18 protein-coding genes and 1 pseudogene are annotated in these 19,342 nt (G+C 37.7%); 12 read left to right on the top strand and 7 right to left on the bottom strand.

Features of this window, described 5'->3' with window-relative positions; translation table 11 throughout:
* Nucleotides 1-3: 3 nt before the first annotated feature.
* The 3 genes from ruvA to SD427_RS02925 all read right to left on the bottom strand — a co-directional run bounded on the left by ruvA (nucleotide 4) and on the right by SD427_RS02925 (nucleotide 3,066).
* Nucleotides 4-588 carry a Holliday junction branch migration protein RuvA gene (gene ruvA, locus SD427_RS02935; protein ID WP_320559817.1) on the bottom strand — a complete coding sequence of 195 codons (585 nt, stop codon included), beginning with the start codon at nucleotides 586-588 and terminating at the stop codon, nucleotides 4-6.
* Nucleotides 589-899: 311 nt separating this feature from the next.
* Nucleotides 900-1,472 carry a DUF6705 family protein gene (locus SD427_RS02930; RefSeq protein ID WP_320559816.1) on the bottom strand — a complete coding sequence of 191 codons (573 nt, stop codon included), beginning with the start codon at nucleotides 1,470-1,472 and terminating at the stop codon, nucleotides 900-902.
* Between the two features lie 16 nt (nucleotides 1,473-1,488).
* Nucleotides 1,489-3,066 (bottom strand): hypothetical protein, encoded by a 1,578-nt coding sequence (locus SD427_RS02925; RefSeq protein WP_320559815.1) that lies wholly within the window; start codon nucleotides 3,064-3,066, stop codon nucleotides 1,489-1,491.
* 157 nt (nucleotides 3,067-3,223) lie between these two features.
* Here SD427_RS02925 and SD427_RS02920 point away from each other — a divergent pair, with 157 nt between their 5' ends.
* Together SD427_RS02920 and SD427_RS02915 are read left to right on the top strand one after the other, a co-directional pair.
* The gene (locus SD427_RS02920; RefSeq protein WP_320559814.1) at nucleotides 3,224-3,637 is read left to right on the top strand and encodes a helix-turn-helix domain-containing protein; all 414 of its coding nucleotides are present in this window, start codon (nucleotides 3,224-3,226) and stop codon (nucleotides 3,635-3,637) included.
* A gap of 302 nt (nucleotides 3,638-3,939) precedes the next feature.
* Nucleotides 3,940-4,248 (top strand): annotated as a pseudogene (locus SD427_RS02915) (DNA-binding protein).
* A gap of 65 nt (nucleotides 4,249-4,313) precedes the next feature.
* Here the strand turns inward: SD427_RS02915 and SD427_RS02910 are convergent.
* From SD427_RS02910 to SD427_RS02900, 3 genes are all read right to left on the bottom strand, one after another.
* Nucleotides 4,314-6,599 carry an NADP-dependent malic enzyme gene (locus tag SD427_RS02910; RefSeq protein WP_320559813.1) on the bottom strand — a complete coding sequence of 762 codons (2,286 nt, stop codon included), beginning with the start codon at nucleotides 6,597-6,599 and terminating at the stop codon, nucleotides 4,314-4,316.
* Between the two features lie 15 nt (nucleotides 6,600-6,614).
* Nucleotides 6,615-7,466, bottom strand: coding sequence for an ATPase (locus SD427_RS02905; RefSeq protein ID WP_320559812.1), 852 nt, complete (start codon nucleotides 7,464-7,466; stop codon nucleotides 6,615-6,617).
* A gap of 84 nt (nucleotides 7,467-7,550) precedes the next feature.
* Nucleotides 7,551-7,814 carry a hypothetical protein gene (locus SD427_RS02900; RefSeq protein WP_320559811.1) on the bottom strand — a complete coding sequence of 88 codons (264 nt, stop codon included), beginning with the start codon at nucleotides 7,812-7,814 and terminating at the stop codon, nucleotides 7,551-7,553.
* Between the two features lie 229 nt (nucleotides 7,815-8,043).
* On the opposite strand from SD427_RS02900, the gene SD427_RS02895 reads away from it, so the two are divergent.
* From SD427_RS02895 to SD427_RS02880, 4 genes are all read left to right on the top strand, one after another.
* Entirely contained in the window at nucleotides 8,044-8,502 is a 459-nt protein-coding gene (locus SD427_RS02895; RefSeq protein ID WP_320559810.1) for a GtrA family protein, read from the top strand.
* Nucleotides 8,502-9,242: a lysophospholipid acyltransferase family protein gene (locus tag SD427_RS02890; protein ID WP_320559809.1), complete on the top strand. Its 741-nt coding sequence runs from the start codon at nucleotides 8,502-8,504 to the stop codon at nucleotides 9,240-9,242. The genes SD427_RS02895 and SD427_RS02890 overlap by 1 nt, the downstream gene beginning before the upstream one ends.
* Before the next feature lie 30 nt (nucleotides 9,243-9,272).
* The gene (locus SD427_RS02885) at nucleotides 9,273-11,033 is read left to right on the top strand and encodes an MFS transporter (protein WP_320559808.1); all 1,761 of its coding nucleotides are present in this window, start codon (nucleotides 9,273-9,275) and stop codon (nucleotides 11,031-11,033) included.
* 88 nt (nucleotides 11,034-11,121) lie between these two features.
* Entirely contained in the window at nucleotides 11,122-12,087 is a 966-nt protein-coding gene (locus SD427_RS02880; RefSeq protein ID WP_320559807.1) for a DUF3810 domain-containing protein, read from the top strand.
* Nucleotides 12,088-12,458: 371 nt separating this feature from the next.
* Here the strand turns inward: SD427_RS02880 and SD427_RS02875 are convergent, their stop codons facing one another.
* Nucleotides 12,459-12,836: a helix-turn-helix transcriptional regulator gene (locus SD427_RS02875; protein ID WP_320559806.1), complete on the bottom strand. Its 378-nt coding sequence runs from the start codon at nucleotides 12,834-12,836 to the stop codon at nucleotides 12,459-12,461.
* 229 nt (nucleotides 12,837-13,065) lie between these two features.
* On the opposite strand from SD427_RS02875, the gene SD427_RS19020 reads away from it, so the two are divergent.
* The 6 genes from SD427_RS19020 (at nucleotide 13,066) to SD427_RS02850 (ending at nucleotide 19,307) form a co-directional block, all read left to right on the top strand.
* Nucleotides 13,066-13,245 carry a bacteriocin-like protein gene (locus SD427_RS19020; RefSeq protein ID WP_414017700.1) on the top strand — a complete coding sequence of 60 codons (180 nt, stop codon included), beginning with the start codon at nucleotides 13,066-13,068 and terminating at the stop codon, nucleotides 13,243-13,245.
* Between the two features lie 43 nt (nucleotides 13,246-13,288).
* Entirely contained in the window at nucleotides 13,289-14,137 is an 849-nt protein-coding gene (locus tag SD427_RS02870; protein ID WP_320561005.1) for a GLPGLI family protein, read from the top strand.
* 188 nt (nucleotides 14,138-14,325) lie between these two features.
* On the top strand, nucleotides 14,326-15,123 hold the full coding sequence (locus SD427_RS02865) for a GLPGLI family protein (protein WP_320559805.1): 798 nt from the start codon (nucleotides 14,326-14,328) through the stop codon (nucleotides 15,121-15,123).
* 126 nt (nucleotides 15,124-15,249) lie between these two features.
* Entirely contained in the window at nucleotides 15,250-16,761 is a 1,512-nt protein-coding gene (locus tag SD427_RS02860; RefSeq protein WP_320559804.1) for a thioredoxin domain-containing protein, read from the top strand.
* A 99-nt stretch (nucleotides 16,762-16,860) separates the two neighbouring features.
* Nucleotides 16,861-17,040: a bacteriocin-like protein gene (locus SD427_RS02855; protein ID WP_320559803.1), complete on the top strand. Its 180-nt coding sequence runs from the start codon at nucleotides 16,861-16,863 to the stop codon at nucleotides 17,038-17,040.
* Nucleotides 17,041-17,114: 74 nt separating this feature from the next.
* Nucleotides 17,115-19,307, top strand: coding sequence for a peptidase domain-containing ABC transporter (locus SD427_RS02850; RefSeq protein ID WP_320559802.1), 2,193 nt, complete (start codon nucleotides 17,115-17,117; stop codon nucleotides 19,305-19,307).
* Nucleotides 19,308-19,342: the final 35 nt, after the last annotated feature.

Below are 19,342 nucleotides of genomic sequence, written 5' to 3'. Positions count from 1 at the left end.
ATGTTAAATGTTTTTTAAAATCTGTTTTACCAACTCTTCTATTGTAATATCGGGATTCTGCTTTATAATCCTGTCTGCCAGCTTCTCGCTCATGCGTTTCGGAATCCCCAAAACTTCTAATGCAGATAACGATTCTTCCTTGATTTTATTATTTGCATAGGTAGAAATATTTTCCTCCGGATTGCTGAATTTCTGCACTTTATCTTTCAGGTCGACAATAATTCTTTCAGCCGTTTTTACCCCAAGCCCTTTGGCTTTCTGGATCAGCGCACTGTTTTTGGAAAGTATAGCCGAAGCAATCTCATCAAGGCTTAAGGTAGAGAGTAAAATAAGGGCAGAAACAGCTCCTACTCCGTTAACACTTATTAAAAGATTAAACATTTCCTTTTCCGAGCGGGTATTAAATCCGAATAATAAATGGGCGTCTTCCCTGATGATCTGCTGAATAAAAAGAAAGGTTTCGCGGTTGAGGGCCAGTGTTTGTGAGGTCATCAAACTGATACCGACATAGTAACCAACTCCCTGTACGTTGATCACTGCGTAGGTAGGTGTAAGTTCCTGAACAGTGCCTTGTAGTGAAAATATCATTATTAATTTTTAAAACTCCCAAATATAGCAAATTAAACTAAGTAATGTTTTCATTTAATACACGAATGGTTTTTAACTTATTTTTTAATGATGATTTTAAAGATCGGATACAAAAACAAAAGACTCCAAAAAATTGAAGCCTTTGTTCTGTTATTGTATGTTAAGTGTATGGTAACGGGATATTGCAAAATTAAATTGGATTTATCCTTTTTTCTCTCTCTTCTGGGCATTATGACAGCGCAGAATTGCAATTCATGCTGCTATTTTTAAGATGATGTCACGGATTGCAAATTTGCGACATCGGATTCTCATTACTGCTTAGTAAAGATTAGCGGATTTTCTGTCTCCGGAAGATAAATTGTCAGATCTGGATTCCCAGGACATCTTTCAGGTGTTATAATCATATCATCGGGTTGGTATAAAAAGGAAATTTGTGTATTATTTATTTTCTTCAATAAAACAGTTCCCCATCCGACACCACAATTAGTGCCACTGTAATAAAATATCACAGAACTATCATAAGATCTAATTCTGGTACTATATAACTCGATATTTGGAATGTTATTATTTTGTGTATCTTGTAATATTACACCAGATACAGTTTTTACTATATATTTTATGACCAAAGCATCTCTATAAAAATTCTTATTTGAACGTTGTTCTAATCTATCATTAACTTTAGTTATATATAAATTAATTTCTTTTCCTTGATAATTTGCCTTATATATTCCAATATAAGGATTTAACTCGTTGCTTAAATCTTTAACATGTGCGTTTTGAGGAATATCTTCCATAAATGTATTTAATGGAAGTTGTCCTTTACAGGATATAAAAGCATTAATTAAAACGGTTAAAAAGAATGTTTTTAATAATGTATTTTTCATTTGTTTATTTTTAAAGTTATGGACAAGGTATAGCTTCAGGAATTCCGTTAGCATCTAAATTAATATTATTTATCGTTCCGTCATCGTCTATTCTCTGCAAAATGACCTTATCAGACAATCCCATTTTATCTAAAGTTTCAAAAAACAGTTTTTCATAACCTTTTTTGTTCAGTGTTATGTCTCCAAGAAAATCGACATAAGGTAATGTTTCTCTAAGTTCAGATTCACGATCTTTATAATCCTTATTTAATTTTTTAATTTCATCTTCTGTGTAAATCTTTGTCAAATCTGATGCTGTTCCGCTGAAACGGATGAGATAATGAAACATCCGGTTACATCCGGCTGTAACCGGATAGCATTTTGCAGCACCGATCATCCCTACATACACATCCCCATAATTCGAAGCGTTTGTCTGGCCCTGTGCCAAACTTAACACAAAATTTATATCCGGCGGAGAATGTATTTTAGCTCCGCTGAATGTATGATTGTGATAAATCCCTGTAGAACCGGTAATGTTATTAAAGGTTACATGATGGTCCTCGGAAACATCAGCCGGATAAAATTCACCGTTTTTCTCTATTCTGCCGATTTCCCCTTCACTGGCATCCGAAGCAGCTTTCTTTGCCTGTTCCGTAACGGCAGCAACCGCTTGAAGCATCTTTGGTTTTTCAAGCATGTTTTTTGTTTTCTCGCAGGGATCATCTAGCTCTGGCAAACCTGTATTGCCGCCGCCGCATCCCGGAAATAATCTGTAAAATACCGTAGTTAAACCACAAGGATCTTTTGGAGGTATTGAAGGGCCACCGCCTCCTCCGCCTCCGCCACCAGGCATGCCGGGAGATCCGGGAAACGATTCATCAGGAATCCATATTACCGTAGTGCTGCAGGAACTGGTATAACATGCCGGACAATGATCACACTTAGACCAGCTTTCATGGTTTTTACAGGACCAGGAAGAACCGCAGCTTTCTATATATAACATTTTTGAGGTTTCACTGTGTACATGTTTAGGCTCTTCAAAATCTTTTATCCATATCCTTCCGTGTTCCTTATCATATTTCAGGTCATCCATCATACCTTTAGGAATATTGGTAAAAAGCTCGTTCCCGAAGGTCCTGTTATCCATATACATAAAAGTATAGAACATCTTTTCCCGCAGCTTTATGTCTATACCTTCATTATAAACAATGCTTTCCAACAGGGCATTGTCATAATCTTTTATTCCAGTTACCGAATTTTTATCATCCAGGATGGCAAAGAGTACAGAGCTCATGGTTTCGTTGTCATGCGAAAGCGGGATTATAAGCCCGGTTGCATGGTCGGTATCTACAACCTGCATTTTATCCCATACCGGCATCCCTTGCTGATCCGCCATGGAAGACAAAAAATCCGATTCCCTGTTGTAAGCTTCCAGGATACTGATGTAGTCTACACCGGATTTTGCAGTGGCAGATGATGAGGCATGCCGGAAAAAGTCGGCATTGTTTCGTTGGGGCTTTGTTTCGCCGGAGGCGAAATCTTCGTTACGGCAGGACCAAAGTAAGGCCAGAAAGACTGTCAGTAAGGACAGTCTGAGAAGCATTTTTTTTCTCATGTGTTAAAAGTTTTTCGGGTTAAAGATATAATTTTTTTCTTCAATCACCATCAGGTGATTTTGGATGTTTCAAAAGTAGAAAGTTTTGTTTTCCGTTTTAATAAGTTTACTTATAAAATCCATAAGCAGTCTTATAATCTTAAAAAGATTAGTATTTTTGAAAAAAAATAAAATGAGCTTAGGGGTAAAATTAAGGAATCTGAGACATACGAAAAACCTTTCTCAGGCGGAGATCGCAGACCGGTTAAGGGTTTCCCAGCCGGCATACCATCTCTGGGAAACCGACCAGGCAAAACCTACGACAGAAAATTTACTGCGGATTTCTGAAATTTATAACCTGGACCTGTATTCTTTATTAGACACGCAGGACCAAAATATAATTAATAATTCTACTTTCCAGGATAATAGTTCGGTGCAGCAACAGTACTATCCGACTATTAATAATATGGCGCCCCCGGAACTGCTGGAAAGCGTCATTAAGAATCAGCAGCAGATTACGCTTCAGCAGGAGCAGATCACCCAGCTGATCCAATCGCAAAACAAGCTCATTGAAAGCTTATTAAAAAAATAGCAGCTTATTTATTATCCTTAAATTGGTTTTCTGCAATTATGCGGGTGACTGCCCAAAGTTATACGCATAAACTGCCAAAATCATGCGCATGAGTTACCTGACTGATGCGCATGATTATTTTAAAATACAAAAGCAATAGTCATTTTTTTGAAGATCAATTTGTGGTATTGAAATTTTTTATAATTTAGTTGTAGAAAAAACATGTTTAACTTTTAAAATGGAAAAAACATGCCTATTACATTTAATGTTATTTCGAGAAAGAACCCCCAAAGCCAAATGATCCGCCAAAGTTTTACGCTGATATTGTAGGTAACGGACAAACCACTCTTGAAGATCTTGCCAGATACGCCTCTACGGTTTCTACCGTATCAAAAGCCGATATCCTCGCCGTACTGTAAAGTACGTTTTCTAAGATCGCGGAGGATGTAGCCGATGGCAAAATAGTATATGTAGGCGAATATTTTACGGTACAGGCAGGTGGCTCCAGTGAAGGAAAAGATACTGCGGAAGAGGTCAGTTCATCAAGTATTATAAGTGTAAAAACTATTTTCCGTTCCGGTAAAATGATTAAAGACGCACTGAAGCTGGCAGACTTTAAAAAGAAAGCATAAGGCTTATAATAAACCCGGCAGAATTCTACGAATTCTGCCGGGTTTATTATTTATTTTTGTATTTCCTATTTCTTCTCTCTCTTCTGGGCATCCAAAACAGCAATCGTCGCAAGATTCACAATTTCATCAACACTTGAGCGCATCTGCAGCACGTGAACCGGCTGCTTTAACCCCATCAGGATCGGCCCGATCACCTGGGCAACTTTCATTCCTCTGATAATCTTATAAGAAAGGTTGGCACTTTCAAGGTTCGGGAAGATAAAAGTATTGGCCGGTGTTGTTCCTAGTTTTGAAAAAGGGTAATCGCTTAAATGATCGGCATTCATAGCAAAATCCGGCTGGATTTCTCCGTCAACCACCATTTTAGGATACTTTTCGTGAAGGATGTTTACCGCCTTTGCTACTTTTTTGGATGTTTCGGAGATGGCCGCAAAGTTTTCAAACCCCAGCATGGCAATTCTCGGCTCAATGGCAAAAGATTTCACGGTCATTTCCGCCATTTTAGCAATATTGACCAGATCTTCCGCCGTAGGATTCTGGTTTACTGAAGTATCGGCAAAGAAAATCGGTTTTTTTTCAGACAGGATCATCATCATGGCAGCTACTTTATCAACACCCTTGTCTTTCTCAATAATTTCCAGAACCGGCCTTAAAACAGATACATAATTTTTAGAGAAACCCACAATCAATCCGTCCGTATCACCATGCCTTAACATCAAGGGGCCGAAATAATCCCTCTGGCGGACGAATCTTTTCGCTTTGTACTCATTCATCCCTTTCCGCTGGCGGAGTTTCCAAAGTGTTTCCCTGTATTTTTTGCGGTTTTCTTTCTGGTCGTCATCACTGGGATCGATAATAGGCACATCAAGACTGATCCCGAAACGCTCCATCTGCTCCTGAATGTACTTTTTGTTTCCTAAAAGGCTTGGATAGGCAATTCCTTCCTCATAAAGGATCTGTGCCGCTTTCAATACATTGTATTCTTCCGCATTTCCTAAAGTAATCCTTTTGGGATTGGCTTTTGCACGGCTCTGCATCATTCTTACCAGCTTCTCGTCCCTTCCCATTCTGTCCAGGAGACTGTTTTCATATTCATCGAAGTCGGTAATGGTTTTTCCGGCAATACCGCTGTCAATAGCCGCTTTAGCCACTGCACTCGATACTTTCGTGATCAAACGGTTATCGAACGGTTTAGGAATAAAATATTCCCTTCCGAACTGTAAATTCTGGACGTTATATGCTAAAATTACAGCTTCCGGGACCGGCTCTTTGGCCAGATCCGCAATTGCCTTCACAGCTGCCAGCTTCATTTCTTCATTGATCCCTTTTGCCTGGACGTCCAATGCGCCGCGGAAAATGTAAGGGAAACCCAACACATTGTTGACCTGGTTAGGGTAATCGCTTCTTCCGGTTGCCATGATCACATCCTTACGGGTTTCAAGAGCGACATCATATGCAATTTCCGGATCAGGATTGGCCAGGGCAAAAACAATCGGGTTTTCATTCATGCTCAACAGCATTTCTGGCGTCATGACATTTCCTTTGGATAATCCGATAAAAACATCTGAACCTTTTACGGCATCTTCCAACGTGTCAATATCCGTATTGGCAACAAAATCTATTTTTTCCGGGGTAAGGTTTTCCCTTTTGTGATTGATTACGCCTTTGCTGTCGCACATCAATACATTTTCCCTTTTCAGGCCTAAGGAAATATATAAATTGGTGCAGGCAATGGCTGCAGCTCCCGCTCCGTTCACCACCACTTTTACCGCTTCGATCTTTTTGTCTGCAATCTGCAGCGAGTTAATCAGCGCCGCTGCAGAAATGATAGCCGTTCCGTGCTGGTCGTCGTGCATCAAAGGAATGTTCAGTTCTTCTTTCAGGCGCTGTTCGATATAAAATGCTTCAGGCGCTTTGATATCTTCAAGGTTGATTCCTCCGAAAGTCGGGGCGATCCCTTTTACGATATCAATAAACTTATCAGGGTCCTTTTCATCGATCTCAATGTCAAAAACATTGATATCCGCAAAAATTTTGAACAGCAGCCCTTTTCCTTCCATCACCGGTTTTGAAGCTTCCGCACCGATATCTCCCAGTCCTAGAACGGCAGTACCGTTGGAAATTACCGCTACCAGGTTTCCTTTTCCTGTATAATCATATACGGTTTCAGGCTTATTGTGAATCTCCATACACGGCACGGCAACCCCCGGCGAGTATGCCAGTGACAGATCCCTTTGTGAAGAGTGCGGTTTTGAAGGGATTACTTCAATTTTTCCTTTGGGCTCGGCTTTATGATAATCTAACGCGGTCTGATTAAAATTCTTTTCGTCGCGTTGGGTTTTGTTTGACATATTGAATGTTTTTATTTATAGTATATATTGGATGTGGTAGCTGACTAAACTTTCGATTGGTTTCTGTACAATCTGCCCCACATTTAAATTGAGTTCCGCTGCTGCAGAACGCAGGATATCTTCATAATAATAAGCAATGGAACCGATAAAATTAATTTCGGCATTTTGTGATTCTTCATACGGCAGCACCTGGTAATCGAAGAAATTCAGCATTTCGTCAAAAACCATTTTCTTGAAATAAGGATGGTCTTTTCTTTCTACCACAAATTTATTGAAATCTGCCAGATATGCATTCGGGCGCGATGTATGATACATGTTTTTTAAAGCCTCGTCTACGGTCAGCTTATACGTTTCTTCAAATTGAAATGAAAGGTCTTCCGGCAGCTTCCGCATAAAGAATCTTCTTACCAGCTGTTTTCCTATGGAGCTCCCGCTTCCTTCGTCCCCTACCAGGAAACCGAGGGAAGGCAGCTTGATCGTTACCTGTTCACCGTCAAAAAAACAGGAATTGGAACCCGTTCCCAGGATACAGACAATAGCAGGCGTTCCCCTGTAAGCGGCATACGCCGCAGCCGTAAGGTCTTCTTTAGCCTCTACTTCTCCATAAATGAAGAATTTTTTAAGTTCCCTCTCAATAATGGCACAGTTTTCCGGGATCCCGCAACCGGAACCGTAGAAGAAAACTTTTTTGATCGAATTCTTCACCGATCCCAAACTGATATTTTTTTCAATCTCGGGAACGATCAGTTCTGCTGCAATATTATTAGGATTAAAACCAATGGTTTCGGTTTTTAAAAAGACCTTGTTAAAGTCATCCAAAATTACCCAATCACATTTTGTGGATCCACCATCAACAATAGCAACCATATTTAGATTTTAGTTTAAGGGTGCTAAATTATGAATTAATCTTTAAACAGCCTTTACAAACAGCCCGGAAGCTGTTTAAAATCATCAATGTTTTATATCAGTTTTATTTTCGTTGAATTGTACCAGCCAGTCTTCAATTTCTTCTTCAAGATAGGAAGTCTGCAGGATCATGGCATTGATAAAATCATCCGGAACAGGTTTATCATCAGAATTTTCAAGGCTCCAGAGTTCATCAGACATATTTTCGTATTCTGAATATACCCTCCTGAAACGGGAGTTTTCTCTTTCGAGCGTTGCAATATTTTCCTGCTGGAGCTGGAATTTTCTGTATTTGTTTTGATGTTTCATACAAATAGTATTAGGATTTAGCCGTGAAATTCTGGTGATTTATTTTTTTTATGCATTACAAGATAGAAAAAACCATCGGTACAAACAGTTGACGATGAATTTATTATCAGGTATAGTTTTATTCGTTCAGAAAATTAAATTTAGAAATTATTTTGAATCTAAAAAAAAAATTAACATCTTTTTTCACTGTTTAACATATAGTTATAAATTTGCACACCATACTAACTGAATGAGAGATTTATTATTACGCCAGAAACAGATTCTGTTCTTCATTATAGCAGGAGGGCTGAGTGCTGTTGTTGAAATCGGGAGCTTTAAATTCCTGAGCGTTTCCCTGCCGCACCTCTTCCCGCGTGAGACCGATTTTTACGGAGTTCATTATCCGCTGAGTAATATTTTTTCTACCAGCTGCGGAATCATCACCAATTATTTCCTGAGTATCTGGTTTGTTTTTGAAAGAGGAAAGCACTCCAAAAGAAAAGAATTCGCCTATTTCATGGTGGTATCCTTTATCTCTACTTTATTAAGCCTTGGCTTTTTCCAGATTTTTTACAGTTATGTCTTTAAGGATAATATTGATCTCATGATCTATACCCTAAGTCCGGAAATAACCAGCAAGATCGCAGCCATCCTGCTTGTTTCGGTTCTTAATTATTCGATCAAGAAAAAAATAATCTTTAACGGATAATGGCAGCAAAAATTTTAAACTACCTGTGGAGAGCCTGGCTTTTCCTGATTGCCTTTGTTTTCACGATCCTTTTCGGAATTCCTGTCTATATTTTATCTTTTAATAAAAAGCACTACCGTTATGCATACCGGTTCATCAGATACTGGAGCTACTGCATGTTCTTCGGGATGGGTTTACGGTATGAGCTGCATCCGCTTTCCCGGCAGAAGCTTGATAAGAACAAGCAGTATGTTTTCATTTCCAACCACACTTCCATTATGGATATTATGCTGATGTGCATTCTGTGTGCCGATCATCCGGTATGCTTTGTAGGAAAGAAGGAACTGGTGAAAATCCCGATTTTCGGAACGATATACAAAAGGATCTGTGTCATGGTAGACCGTAAAAGCGCCAGAAGCCGTGCGGATGTCTACCGGAGATGTGCCGAAAAGATGGAAGAAGGAAACAGTATTGTCATTTTTCCGGAAGGCGGTGTCCCGGACGACACTTCCGTTATCCTGGATGAGTTTAAAGACGGTGCGTTTACTCTGTCTTCAAAGCACCATTCCCCTATCGTTGTTTTTACTTTTATCGGGTTAAAGGAAATATTTCCGTTTAAAAGTTCAGAAGGGTATCCCGGCAAGGCGAAAGTTTATTTCAACGGCATCCTAGATCCTTCGGCTTCACCGAAAGAACTTAAAATGTCTTCTTTTGAGACAATAAAAAAAACCTTGCTGGAACACAATAATCGGAAGAAATAATATATATTTGTTTTTCTTAATTTTTATGATATGGATGCAAATCAACAGCAGACCAAGTGGTCTCAATTTTTATCTTTAATTGTTGTCTTCTTTTTCTGGGGATTTGTGGCGGCAAGTAATGATATTCTAATCCCGGTATTCAAGAAATGGTTTGTCCTGTCCCAGGTGCAGAGCCAGCTTGTGGCTTGGGCATTTTATGTTGCTTATTTTGTGGGATCGGTTATATTTTTCCTGATTTCTTTAAAAAGTGATATTCTTCAAAAATTCGGTTACAAAAAGACACTGGCTGTAGGATTAGGCCTTTCTTCTCTGGGAGCATTCTTATTTGTCCCGGCTGCTTCGGCTGCCAGCTTCTGGTTTTTTCTTACGGCTTTATTTATTGTAGGTCTAGGCTTTTCGGTACAGCAGATTGTTGCAAATCCGTTAGCCATTAAGATGGGAAGCCCGCGAACAGGTGCACACCGCCTTACTCTGGCCGGCGGAATCAATTCTTTAGGAACCACCATAGGCCCGATCCTGGTAGGGATTGCCCTTTTCGGAATGGGGAATAAAGAGGAATCCGTTAAAAATGACAACCTTACGAAAATCGAGATCGTAAAAAATGAATATGTAACGCATAAAAATGAGCTTAATGCCAATATTGCAGAACTGAAAAAAGATACGCAGGATGACCCGGCTTCCATTAATGAAACGGTTACAAAATTAGAACAGAACATCAGTGAACTGAACAATCAGATTGTCGCCATAGACCAGGATCCCACTGCTGCTGATTCAAAGGTTGATACCTATAATGCAAAGCTGAGCGAAATCAAGCAGAAATCGACCAATATTTCCTACCCGCTTGGATTTGTAAAAGAGAACCTTAAAATGGTTAAGATCCCTTTTATTATTCTGGGTATTGCATTTATTTTAGTGGCCATTTTCATGCTTTTCTCAAAAATTGAAGATCCTGCTAAAGACGAAGAAGTTAAAACAGATGCTTCAGATACCAAATTCAATATTTTTAACTATCCCCAACTGTATCTGGGTATGCTCGCTATCTTTATTTATGTGGGCGTAGAAGTTTCCATCATCAGTAACCTGCCTGCGCTTTTGCACACCAAAGAATTCGGCGGGGTTTTAGAACATAACATTGCACCGTTTGTTTCTTTATACTGGGGAAGCTTAATGATCGGCCGATGGAACGGAAGTATCAATGTTTTCAATATTTCGAAAACAACTAACATGATCCTGAAATTTATTGTGCCTTTCATCGCATTCGGTATTATTATCGTTGCGAACGAACTGAGCGGTAAGGATGTTTCCTCATTCTATATTTATGCGATCTGGATCGTGGCATTTATTATCATGAGCTTTATCGGCGGTAAAAACCCGGGCAGAACGCTTATGATATTCGGTGTGGCCGGTATCTTAATGATGTTTTTAGGACTTGTGTATCCGGATAAGGAAATCGCCAAATATTTCTTTATTTCAGGAGGCCTTTTCTGCTCGATTATGTGGCCGTCTATTTTTGACCTTGCCATTGCAGGGCTTGGGAAGAATACCGGAAAAGCATCTTCTTTCCTGGTGATGATGATCCTTGGAGGAGGTATTATCCCTCTGATACAGGGATGGATCTGTGACTTTGACAAATCCAGCCCTGAAGGAATCATGGGGCTCACCTGGACCCATTTTTCATATGTAATCCCAATCCTTTGTTTTGTTTACATTGCTTTTTACGGGTTGGTTACCCCAAGAATTTTAAGAAGACAGGGAATAGAAATGGAAGAATCTACATCAAGTGGACACTAAAAAGATATTTTTTTCGAAGAAAAGGTTTTGGGCAGGTTTATTACTTGCCCAATTTCTTTTGTTTTATATATTTTCGAAATCAGGACTGATGATTGCTTTTTTTGAATGGTTTTTTGAAATTCAGAAGGCAGTCCATCAAAAACTGTTCTCGTGGATCCCGTTTTCTTTTGGAGATGTTCTTTATGTGCTTTTAGGCATCGCACTTACATGTCTTATCGTCGGATGTTTTAAAAGAAAGACCCGGGGCAATGCTTTGTTAAAGCTTTTTATCCTCTTTAATGTTATCTACTTCATCTACCAGATATTTTGGGGGATGCTGTATTTCCAGACTCCGGTTATTAAAAAACTGACAACCCGGAATCAGCCTACGGTAGAGCATGCCAAACTGCTGGCTGTAAGATATCTGGAAAAATGCAGGAAAACAAGGGAACTGGTACAGGAAGATAAGAACGGGATTTTTATGATTACCGATCTGAAAGCGGTCCAGAAAGAAATCCTTAAGCAGCAGCACAGGCTTCCTAAGTATATTTCAGATAAAAGAGCACCGGAAATCAACGCTTTTAAGCCGAGTCTGTTTGGGAATGTGATGAACTTTACAGGCATTTCAGGATACTACAATCCTTTTACTGCAGAATCTCAATTCAATTCCCGGCTGCCGAATACTCTGATCCCTTTTACGTCTGCTCATGAGAGCTCACACCAGCTGGGCTTTGCAAGAGAACAGGAAGCGAACTTTATCGGTTATTTAATCGGTATCCGGTCAGGGAATCCTGAACTGCGCTACAGCACGGAATATTTCACCTTAAGAAGCCTGCTGAATTTTATCCTTGATAAGGATCCTGAATTTGTAAAAACCATTCTGAAAAATTATTCCCCCGAAATGAAAAGAGACAGAGCATATGAAAAGTCATTTATCATGAAACATCAGGGCTGGCTGGATGATTTTTTCGGATTTACCAACAACCTTTTTCTAAAGGGCAACCAACAGGACGGCTCGGTTACCTACTCTTATTTTATTGATCTTCTGCTGAATTATGAAAGGCCTGAAAAATAAAAGAATCGTATCAGGCGATACGATTCTAAAAACACAAATGATGAAAAAAAATTTATTACCTTGACTTGTTCCCTCATTCAAGGCTTGGTAAAAGTACAATATATTTTATTGATACAAAAACCATTTTATCTCTTTTTTGAAACTTTAAGAAAATTTTAAGATTTTTTAGACGCAATTATCTTTTATCTTCATTTCCATATTGATTATTAATGAGTTAAAACACAAACATAACCTGGCAGTCTTTATTTAACCTGACAGAAGCATAATAAATCAATCCATTACTGTATACAAAACACATTGTAATTTCATATTATAATGCAGATATCATAACCCATTTTTGAGTTCAAAATCCAGTTCTTATATCCCTTAAATTACTTTTTATAACTTTCTATTTCCTTCTTCAGCAATTCATTCTGTTCTTTCAATAAATGAATATAGTCCTGAAGGTTTTCTAAAATGGAATTTGGTAAATTAAAATACTGATTATAGTTTCCTGAATTATCATTAAAAATTGGATTTTCATTATGTACTATTCCGGATACGGCCTCCCCTTTCAGATCTTCCACCGGAACGTCCAGCGCTTTTGCCAGCTTCTCCCATTCATCATCATAAATCTTTGATTTTCCGTTTTCTTTACGCGAGTAGCTTGAAATACCCGTTGATAATATTTTTGCCATTTTTTCCTGAGACATACCTTTTTCTATCCGAATGTTCTTTAATTTTTCCTGAATCATATTGCTGTGTTTCATGCAAATGTAATTAAAAATCGTGCAAATTTTGCAAGAAAATCGCAAAAAAATCGCAAATTTTATCTTATAAACGTGAAATACTTTTTCTTAGTTTTGATTGTCAATATTGATAAAGCGCTTTTAAATTCTTAAAGTATATATGTACAGATATACTTTGAAACCACTGATCAGTAAAACCCGGCCAGGGTTCATATGGCAAGAAGCAAATTATTAATTAAAAATTGAACAAATGAAAAATCTCAGAAAACTTTCAAGAAATGAATTAAAAACTTTAGCAGGCGGGAAACGATTACCTGAATATCCTGATATGTGTCATGGAAGTGGTGACTGCTCACCTTATGGTTTGTCATGTGAAGTATATTGTGGTACTGACAGCAATGGACAATGGTGTGCTTATAGATGCGTTTAGAATATAAATTCTCCTCACTTTCACTGTATATTAAATCTTGGAAGTGAGGTTTTTAAATTGGATTATGAAGTCAAAAATATTTTTTTTACCAATATTAATTTTAATAATGTGTCATTGTAGTGTGATCGCATTTCCACAAAGTATGGCTGTTTCATATGAGCTTAACTATAAATACGACCCGGCACAAAATGATACTAAAAAGATAAATTATGTGCTGGATATTTTTTCTCATAAATCCGTTTTCCGTACTGAAATGCGAAGAACATCAGATTCGCTTATAGGAAAAACAGGATACGGATTGGGATACAATACAAATGCTGTATATGAACTTTATTTTTCTAAAGAGCTTGATAAAAAAAGTTATAGAAAATATTTCGTTTCACCTCTTAGCCGTGACCGGTTCTTCATTAATATTATGGATGAATTAAAATGGCAGATTCTTCGTGAAACCCTGATAATCGGAAATTACAAATGTCAGAAAGCAGAGGTCCAGTATGCAGGCCGCCACTGGAGTGCATGGTTTACAGAAGATATTTCAATTCCGGAAGGTCCCTATTATTTTCATGGACTTCCCGGTCTTATTATCCAGATTGAAGATGATCATAAAGACTTCGTTTTCAGATTAACTAAAATAAATAAGATTAACGGAGACTCTTTATATGAAACAGATGGAGGTAAAGAAATAAACTGGGAGCAGTATAAAAAATTATTGCAAGACTACTTTAACGATCCTCTGTCATCCATAAAAGCCAGTGGCCGAAAAGTTGTGACAGATAATGGAACCGGCGGATATCAGCCTATTGACAGCAGAGAGTTTATCAAAAATATCCAGAAAGTTCTATTGAAAAACAATAATCCAATTGAACTTGATCATAAAATTAATTATGAGTAAACTAAGTTTCTGTCTATTTTAAAAATACTTTCCCGCAGCAAGTTAAATCATATTATACATAAACGATGAAACTGTATTTCTGTTACTTACTAATCTTTGTCCTTTTTTTCTTATTTCATGTCATAAATGATTATCGGAATACAAAAGAGCACATTGTAAAATTGAAAAAATAAAATAAGAGTATTAAAGTGAGAATATTTTTTTTGTTATTGATATTTTTCAATAGCGCCTACGGTCAAAATAAACTATTTGAGTATGATTTTAAATATAAATCAAATCCAAAGGACAGTGTCATACTTAGGAAAATGATTTTGGATTGCGAAGGCGGAAAACGTTCTGTTTTCAGAAGTGAAAGAGAACGGACATCTGATTCACTTATAGCAGCTACAGGCTTGGGCAATGGAAGAAATATCAGACTTGAGGATCAATTTTATATTGTGAAAGATTATGCAGAAAATATCATGTACAAAAGTATTCAAAATATTTACAGAGATATTTTTTCAATACGAATTACTGAAAAATTGGAATGGGAAATTTTACCTGAAAAAAGTAAAATAGGAAATTTTGAGGTCCAAAAAGCAAAGGTTAGTTACGGCGGCAGAAATTGGACAGCCTGGTTTACAACTGAAATTCCTATTCAGGATGGACCTTATGTATTTAGAGGTTTGCCTGGTTTAGTTATCAGAATTTCAGACAATCAAAATGATTATAATTTTAATTTGACCGAAATAAAGAACGGAAGTGAGAAAATTTATTACCGGAATAAAGGTTTAGAATTAAATTGGGAACAGTTTAAAAAAATAGCTTCAGATTATTATTCTGACCCTCTCGCACGTATAAAATCAACGGGAATGCCCTTTAAAGTTAACGACGGAATGGGAAATGCCATTCCGGCTGATATGAGAAAAGAAACAGATAACATTAAAAAAGATATTCGGGAAAATAATAACCCCATAGAACTTAACCATAAAATTAAATATGAATAATACTTTCGGAATTTAATATGGATGTACTGATTAATATCAATACTACCATACAAACCATAAATCACTTAAAATAGAAAAAAAATTTGTTTTTCTCAAACATCTCCGTATTTTAGTTAAAAAATTAATATGCTTTTGGATAAACTCATTAACTATCTCAAACTTGACAAACAGGAGTTTCTTTTTCAGTTCAATTCACATCCTAATTACCCTTCTGCCCTAGCTTTCAGTGATACCCTGAATTTTATGGGAGTAAGAAATGATGCGTATGAACTGGACAAAGAATATTGGGATGAACTTCCGGAAGAATTCATAGCAATTGTTGATAATTCTTTCTCTCTGGTAAAGAAAACAGGAAACCAATACTCGGTTTATTCGGATAAGGCAAAGACACTGGATAAAGAAGAGCTGCATCAGAAATCTACCGATTTTGTTTTGCTGTTTGAAAAGGAAAAAACGGAGAGCCAAAGCCATTCGGTTACAGATTATAAACCTTTCATATATGCAGTTTTCGCAATAGTCCTGATCTATTCAGTATTCACCCTGGCATGGTTTGAAGCTCTTTTCAATATACTTTCCTTAGCGGGGGTTTATATTTCGTTGGAAATCTTTAATCAGAAATTCGGAAATACATCTGCAGTGATGAGCAGTATCTGCGGCGATACGGCTGGCAGTCAAAGTGTGAATTCTTGCAATAAGATTATTACCCAGGACAAAACAAGCATTTTCGGACTAAAATTTTCAGATTTTTCTTTGATTTATTTTATCGGGCTCACGGTTTTAGGGCTGTTTTTACCGGTTACGTCTTTTATCATCAAAGGTTTTACTCTGGCTTCACTTATTGCGATCGGTTATTCAATATACGTTCAGGTATTTGTAGAAAAAACTTTTTGCCGGGTCTGCCTTTTAATTATCACCGTTTTGACAGCTCAGTTATTCATCGGACTATTTCTTTTTGAAAACCTGTACTTTGATGTGAAAATTGCTTTACTAAGCCTCATTTTGTGGATTGCCGTTTTCTCTTTAATCCTGTATCTGAACAATACGCTTGAACTAAAAGAAAATTTACAGAAATCGAATGCGAAAAATTTAAGATTCAAAAGAAATTACGATCTTTTCAAAAGAGAACTTTTGGAAAATGAAAAAGTGACATTCAGTGATACTGAAACATTTTTCGTCGGAAACAAAGAGGCAAAACTTCATCTTTCCATCGTTTCAAATCCCTATTGCGGTTTCTGTAAAGATGCCCATAAAATTATGGAAAATCTGCTACAGCGGTACCCTAATGATATTTCCGTACAGATGAGGTTCAATTATTCTCCCGATCCGAAGAACGAAAAATCTGCCAATCTGATTTCTGACTTCATGCACACCTATAAAAATAAATCTGCCAAAGCGTTTTTAGATCTTGTAGACTATTGGTTTGAGACCCGGGATGAAGAGAAAACCAGAAAAAAGGCAGGGACTGCATCAGGCAGCGAAGATCTTACACCATTAATCGATATGTCTGCTGAAAACAGAAATTCAGGCCTTAACTTCACCCCGATTATCTTAATTAACGGATATCAGTTTCCTGATAAATACGACCGTGAAGATATTTACTATTTTATTGATGAATTGACAGAAGATGAAGAGCTTTAATAAAAATTAATTTTTATAATATAAATTCACTAAATTAGGAAAAAATTAAGCGGAATCCGAAAAGCTATAAGAGTAGGAAAAACTAAACAATTTATCACTATGAAAAATCTAAAAAAAATTTCAAGAACAAATTTAAAGTTAGTAAAAGGGGGAATCACTCCTGAATGTGTTGCAGGACAAGCTGCATCTACTAAATGCTATGTATCAAGAAACGAATGTGTAAATGATCCTGTTTCAGAAGGATTCTGCATTTATTATTGTAACAGATATTGCTATTAAACTAACATCTTTAAAAAATAAAAACAATTGTCGTCATTTGGCGACAACTTGTTTTAAATATAAAGCATAAATTATTGAAATCTTTTCCTTTCTACCGCCAGCCCGATTCTAAAGACTGCGGCCCTACCTGCCTTCGTATCGTAAGTAAACATTACGGTAAAAGCATTTCCTTACAGCAAATCCGTAACCTATCAGAAACAACCCGGGAAGGAAGCAGCCTGCTTGGCTTAAGCGATGCTGCCGAAGACCTGGGATTCCGTTCATTGGGCGTTCAGATCAATTTTGAGTCACTTGCTGAAGAAGTTCCGCTTCCGTGCATTGTACACTGGAACAAAAACCATTTCGTAGTGGTTTATAAAATCGACAAAAACAATAAAATATATGTTTCGGATCCGGGTTACGGCCTGATTACGTATTCCCGTGAAGAATTTATTAAACTCTGGATCGGCGAGAATGCAGATGAAAAGACGGAGGAAGGTATTGTTCTTATTTTAGAAACAACGCCTGCTTTTTTCCAGTCTGAATTTGATGACCAGGAAAGCAAAGCCAGCTTCAGTTTCCTGTCAAAATACCTGCTGAAGTACAAATCACTGGTGATTCAGCTTGCCGTGGGGCTCTTAGCGGGAAGTTTACTCTCCCTTATTCTCCCGTTTCTTACCCAGAGTATTGTGGACGTCGGTATTCAGAATCAGGACCTGAACTTTATTTATCTGGTGCTGCTGGCGCAGATTATGCTTTTCGTAGGCAGGATGGGCATTGAGGTCATCCGGAGCTGGATTTTACTGCATCTTTCCGCAAGAATCAATATTTCTATTATTTCCGATTTCTTTATTAAATTGATGAAGCTTCCCATCAGTTTTTTTGATACGCGGATGACCGGGGATATTATGCAGCGAATTAATGACCATCACAGGATTGAGCAGCTTTTAACCAGCTCTTCCCTGAATACGCTGTTCTCATTAGTCAACCTCGTGATCTTCAGCATTGTCCTTTTACTGTATGACTACAGGCTGTTTATCGTTTACTTGGTTGGGGCTGTTGCGTATATCGGGTGGATCAGCTTTTTCCTTGGCAGGAGAAAGGAACTTGACTATAAACGGTTCTCTCAGGTTTCTCAGGAGCAGAGTAAAGTAATTGAGCTGATTAACGGAATGCAGGAAATCAAAATGCACAATGCGGAAAAACAGAAACGCTGGGACTGGGAATTCCTGCAGGTGAAATTATTTAAAATCAGGATTAAGTCGCTGTCCTTGGAACAGTGGCAGTCGGTAGGAGGAAATTTCATCAATCAGATAAAAGATATTCTGGTGAGCTTCCTGTCTGCAAAGCTTGTGCTCAGTGGGAATTTAACGTTGGGGATGATGCTTTCCGTTCAGTATATCATCGGTCAGCTGAATAGTCCTCTACTGCAGCTGATAGACTTCATTAAACAAACTCAGGATGCCAAAATTTCCCTTGAAAGATTAGGAGAAATTCATGATAAGGAAGATGAAGAAAGCAAGGATGAGCAATATACACATGACCTTCCTCAAAAAGATATTGAAATAGAAAACCTGTCTTTCAGGTACATTGGCTCAGATGCTTTTGTTTTTGAAAAATTAACCCTCACCATTCCTTATCAGAAAACGACAGCCATTGTAGGGGCCAGCGGCAGCGGAAAAACCACGCTTCTAAAATTGCTGATGAAATTTTACGAGCCTACTGACGGCGAAATCAAACTGGGCAATACAAAACTTAAAAATATTTCCCCAAGGTTCTGGAGGGATCACTGCGGCGTTGTCATGCAGGAAGGCTATGTATTTAATGATACCATAGCCAATAATATTGCAGTAGGTGAAGATTATGTGGATAAGAACAAGCTCAGGAGAGCTGTGGATATTGCAAATATCAAAGATTTTATTGAGGAATTGCCGTTAAGCTACAATACGAAAATAGGGAACGAAGGACTTGGAGTAAGCGGCGGACAGAAACAAAGGTTATTTATTGCAAGGGCTGTGTATAAATCCCCGGACTATATCTTCTTTGATGAAGCCACTTCTGCTTTGGATGCCAACAATGAAAAAGTAATTATGGAGAATCTTGAACAGTTTTTCAAAGGCAAAACGGCTATTGTTATTGCACACCGGCTTTCTACGGTAAAACATGCCGATAAAATTATTGTTCTTGATAAAGGCAATGTAGTTGAAGAAGGAAACCATGCGGAATTGGTAGCATTAAAGGGTGAATATTACAGACTGGTAAAAAACCAATTGGAATTAGGAAATTGACCGGTAATTTATTAACTTTAAATAACCAACTCAAA

Origin of the sequence: Chryseobacterium sp. JJR-5R (genome assembly GCF_034047335.1) — a bacterium.
Classification (GTDB): Bacteria; Bacteroidota; Bacteroidia; order Flavobacteriales; family Weeksellaceae; genus Chryseobacterium.
Note: the sequence above shows the minus strand (reverse complement) of the source record. Positions and strands in the feature narration are given on the sequence as shown.

What these genes read in the sequence shown, in the direction of transcription:
- SD427_RS02860 (WP_320559804.1), top strand. Translation starts at nt 15,250, where the DNA reads ATGCTTTTGGATAAACTCATTAACTATCTCAAACTTGACAAACAGGAG.
- SD427_RS19020 (WP_414017700.1), top strand. Translation starts at nt 13,066, where the DNA reads ATGAAAAATCTCAGAAAACTTTCAAGAAATGAATTAAAAACTTTAGCA.
- SD427_RS02895 (WP_320559810.1), top strand. Translation starts at nt 8,044, where the DNA reads ATGAGAGATTTATTATTACGCCAGAAACAGATTCTGTTCTTCATTATA.
- SD427_RS02905 (WP_320559812.1), bottom strand. Translation starts at nt 7,466, where the DNA reads ATGGTTGCTATTGTTGATGGTGGATCCACAAAATGTGATTGGGTAATT.
- SD427_RS02910 (WP_320559813.1), bottom strand. Translation starts at nt 6,599, where the DNA reads ATGTCAAACAAAACCCAACGCGACGAAAAGAATTTTAATCAGACCGCG.
- SD427_RS02925 (WP_320559815.1), bottom strand. Translation starts at nt 3,066, where the DNA reads ATGAGAAAAAAAATGCTTCTCAGACTGTCCTTACTGACAGTCTTTCTG.
- SD427_RS02855 (WP_320559803.1), top strand. Translation starts at nt 16,861, where the DNA reads ATGAAAAATCTAAAAAAAATTTCAAGAACAAATTTAAAGTTAGTAAAA.
- SD427_RS02880 (WP_320559807.1), top strand. Translation starts at nt 11,122, where the DNA reads ATGATTGCTTTTTTTGAATGGTTTTTTGAAATTCAGAAGGCAGTCCAT.
- SD427_RS02890 (WP_320559809.1), top strand. Translation starts at nt 8,502, where the DNA reads ATGGCAGCAAAAATTTTAAACTACCTGTGGAGAGCCTGGCTTTTCCTG.
- SD427_RS02930 (WP_320559816.1), bottom strand. Translation starts at nt 1,472, where the DNA reads ATGAAAAATACATTATTAAAAACATTCTTTTTAACCGTTTTAATTAAT.
- SD427_RS02875 (WP_320559806.1), bottom strand. Translation starts at nt 12,836, where the DNA reads ATGAAACACAGCAATATGATTCAGGAAAAATTAAAGAACATTCGGATA.
- SD427_RS02900 (WP_320559811.1), bottom strand. Translation starts at nt 7,814, where the DNA reads ATGAAACATCAAAACAAATACAGAAAATTCCAGCTCCAGCAGGAAAAT.
- SD427_RS02885 (WP_320559808.1), top strand. Translation starts at nt 9,273, where the DNA reads ATGGATGCAAATCAACAGCAGACCAAGTGGTCTCAATTTTTATCTTTA.
- ruvA (WP_320559817.1), bottom strand. Translation starts at nt 588, where the DNA reads ATGATATTTTCACTACAAGGCACTGTTCAGGAACTTACACCTACCTAC.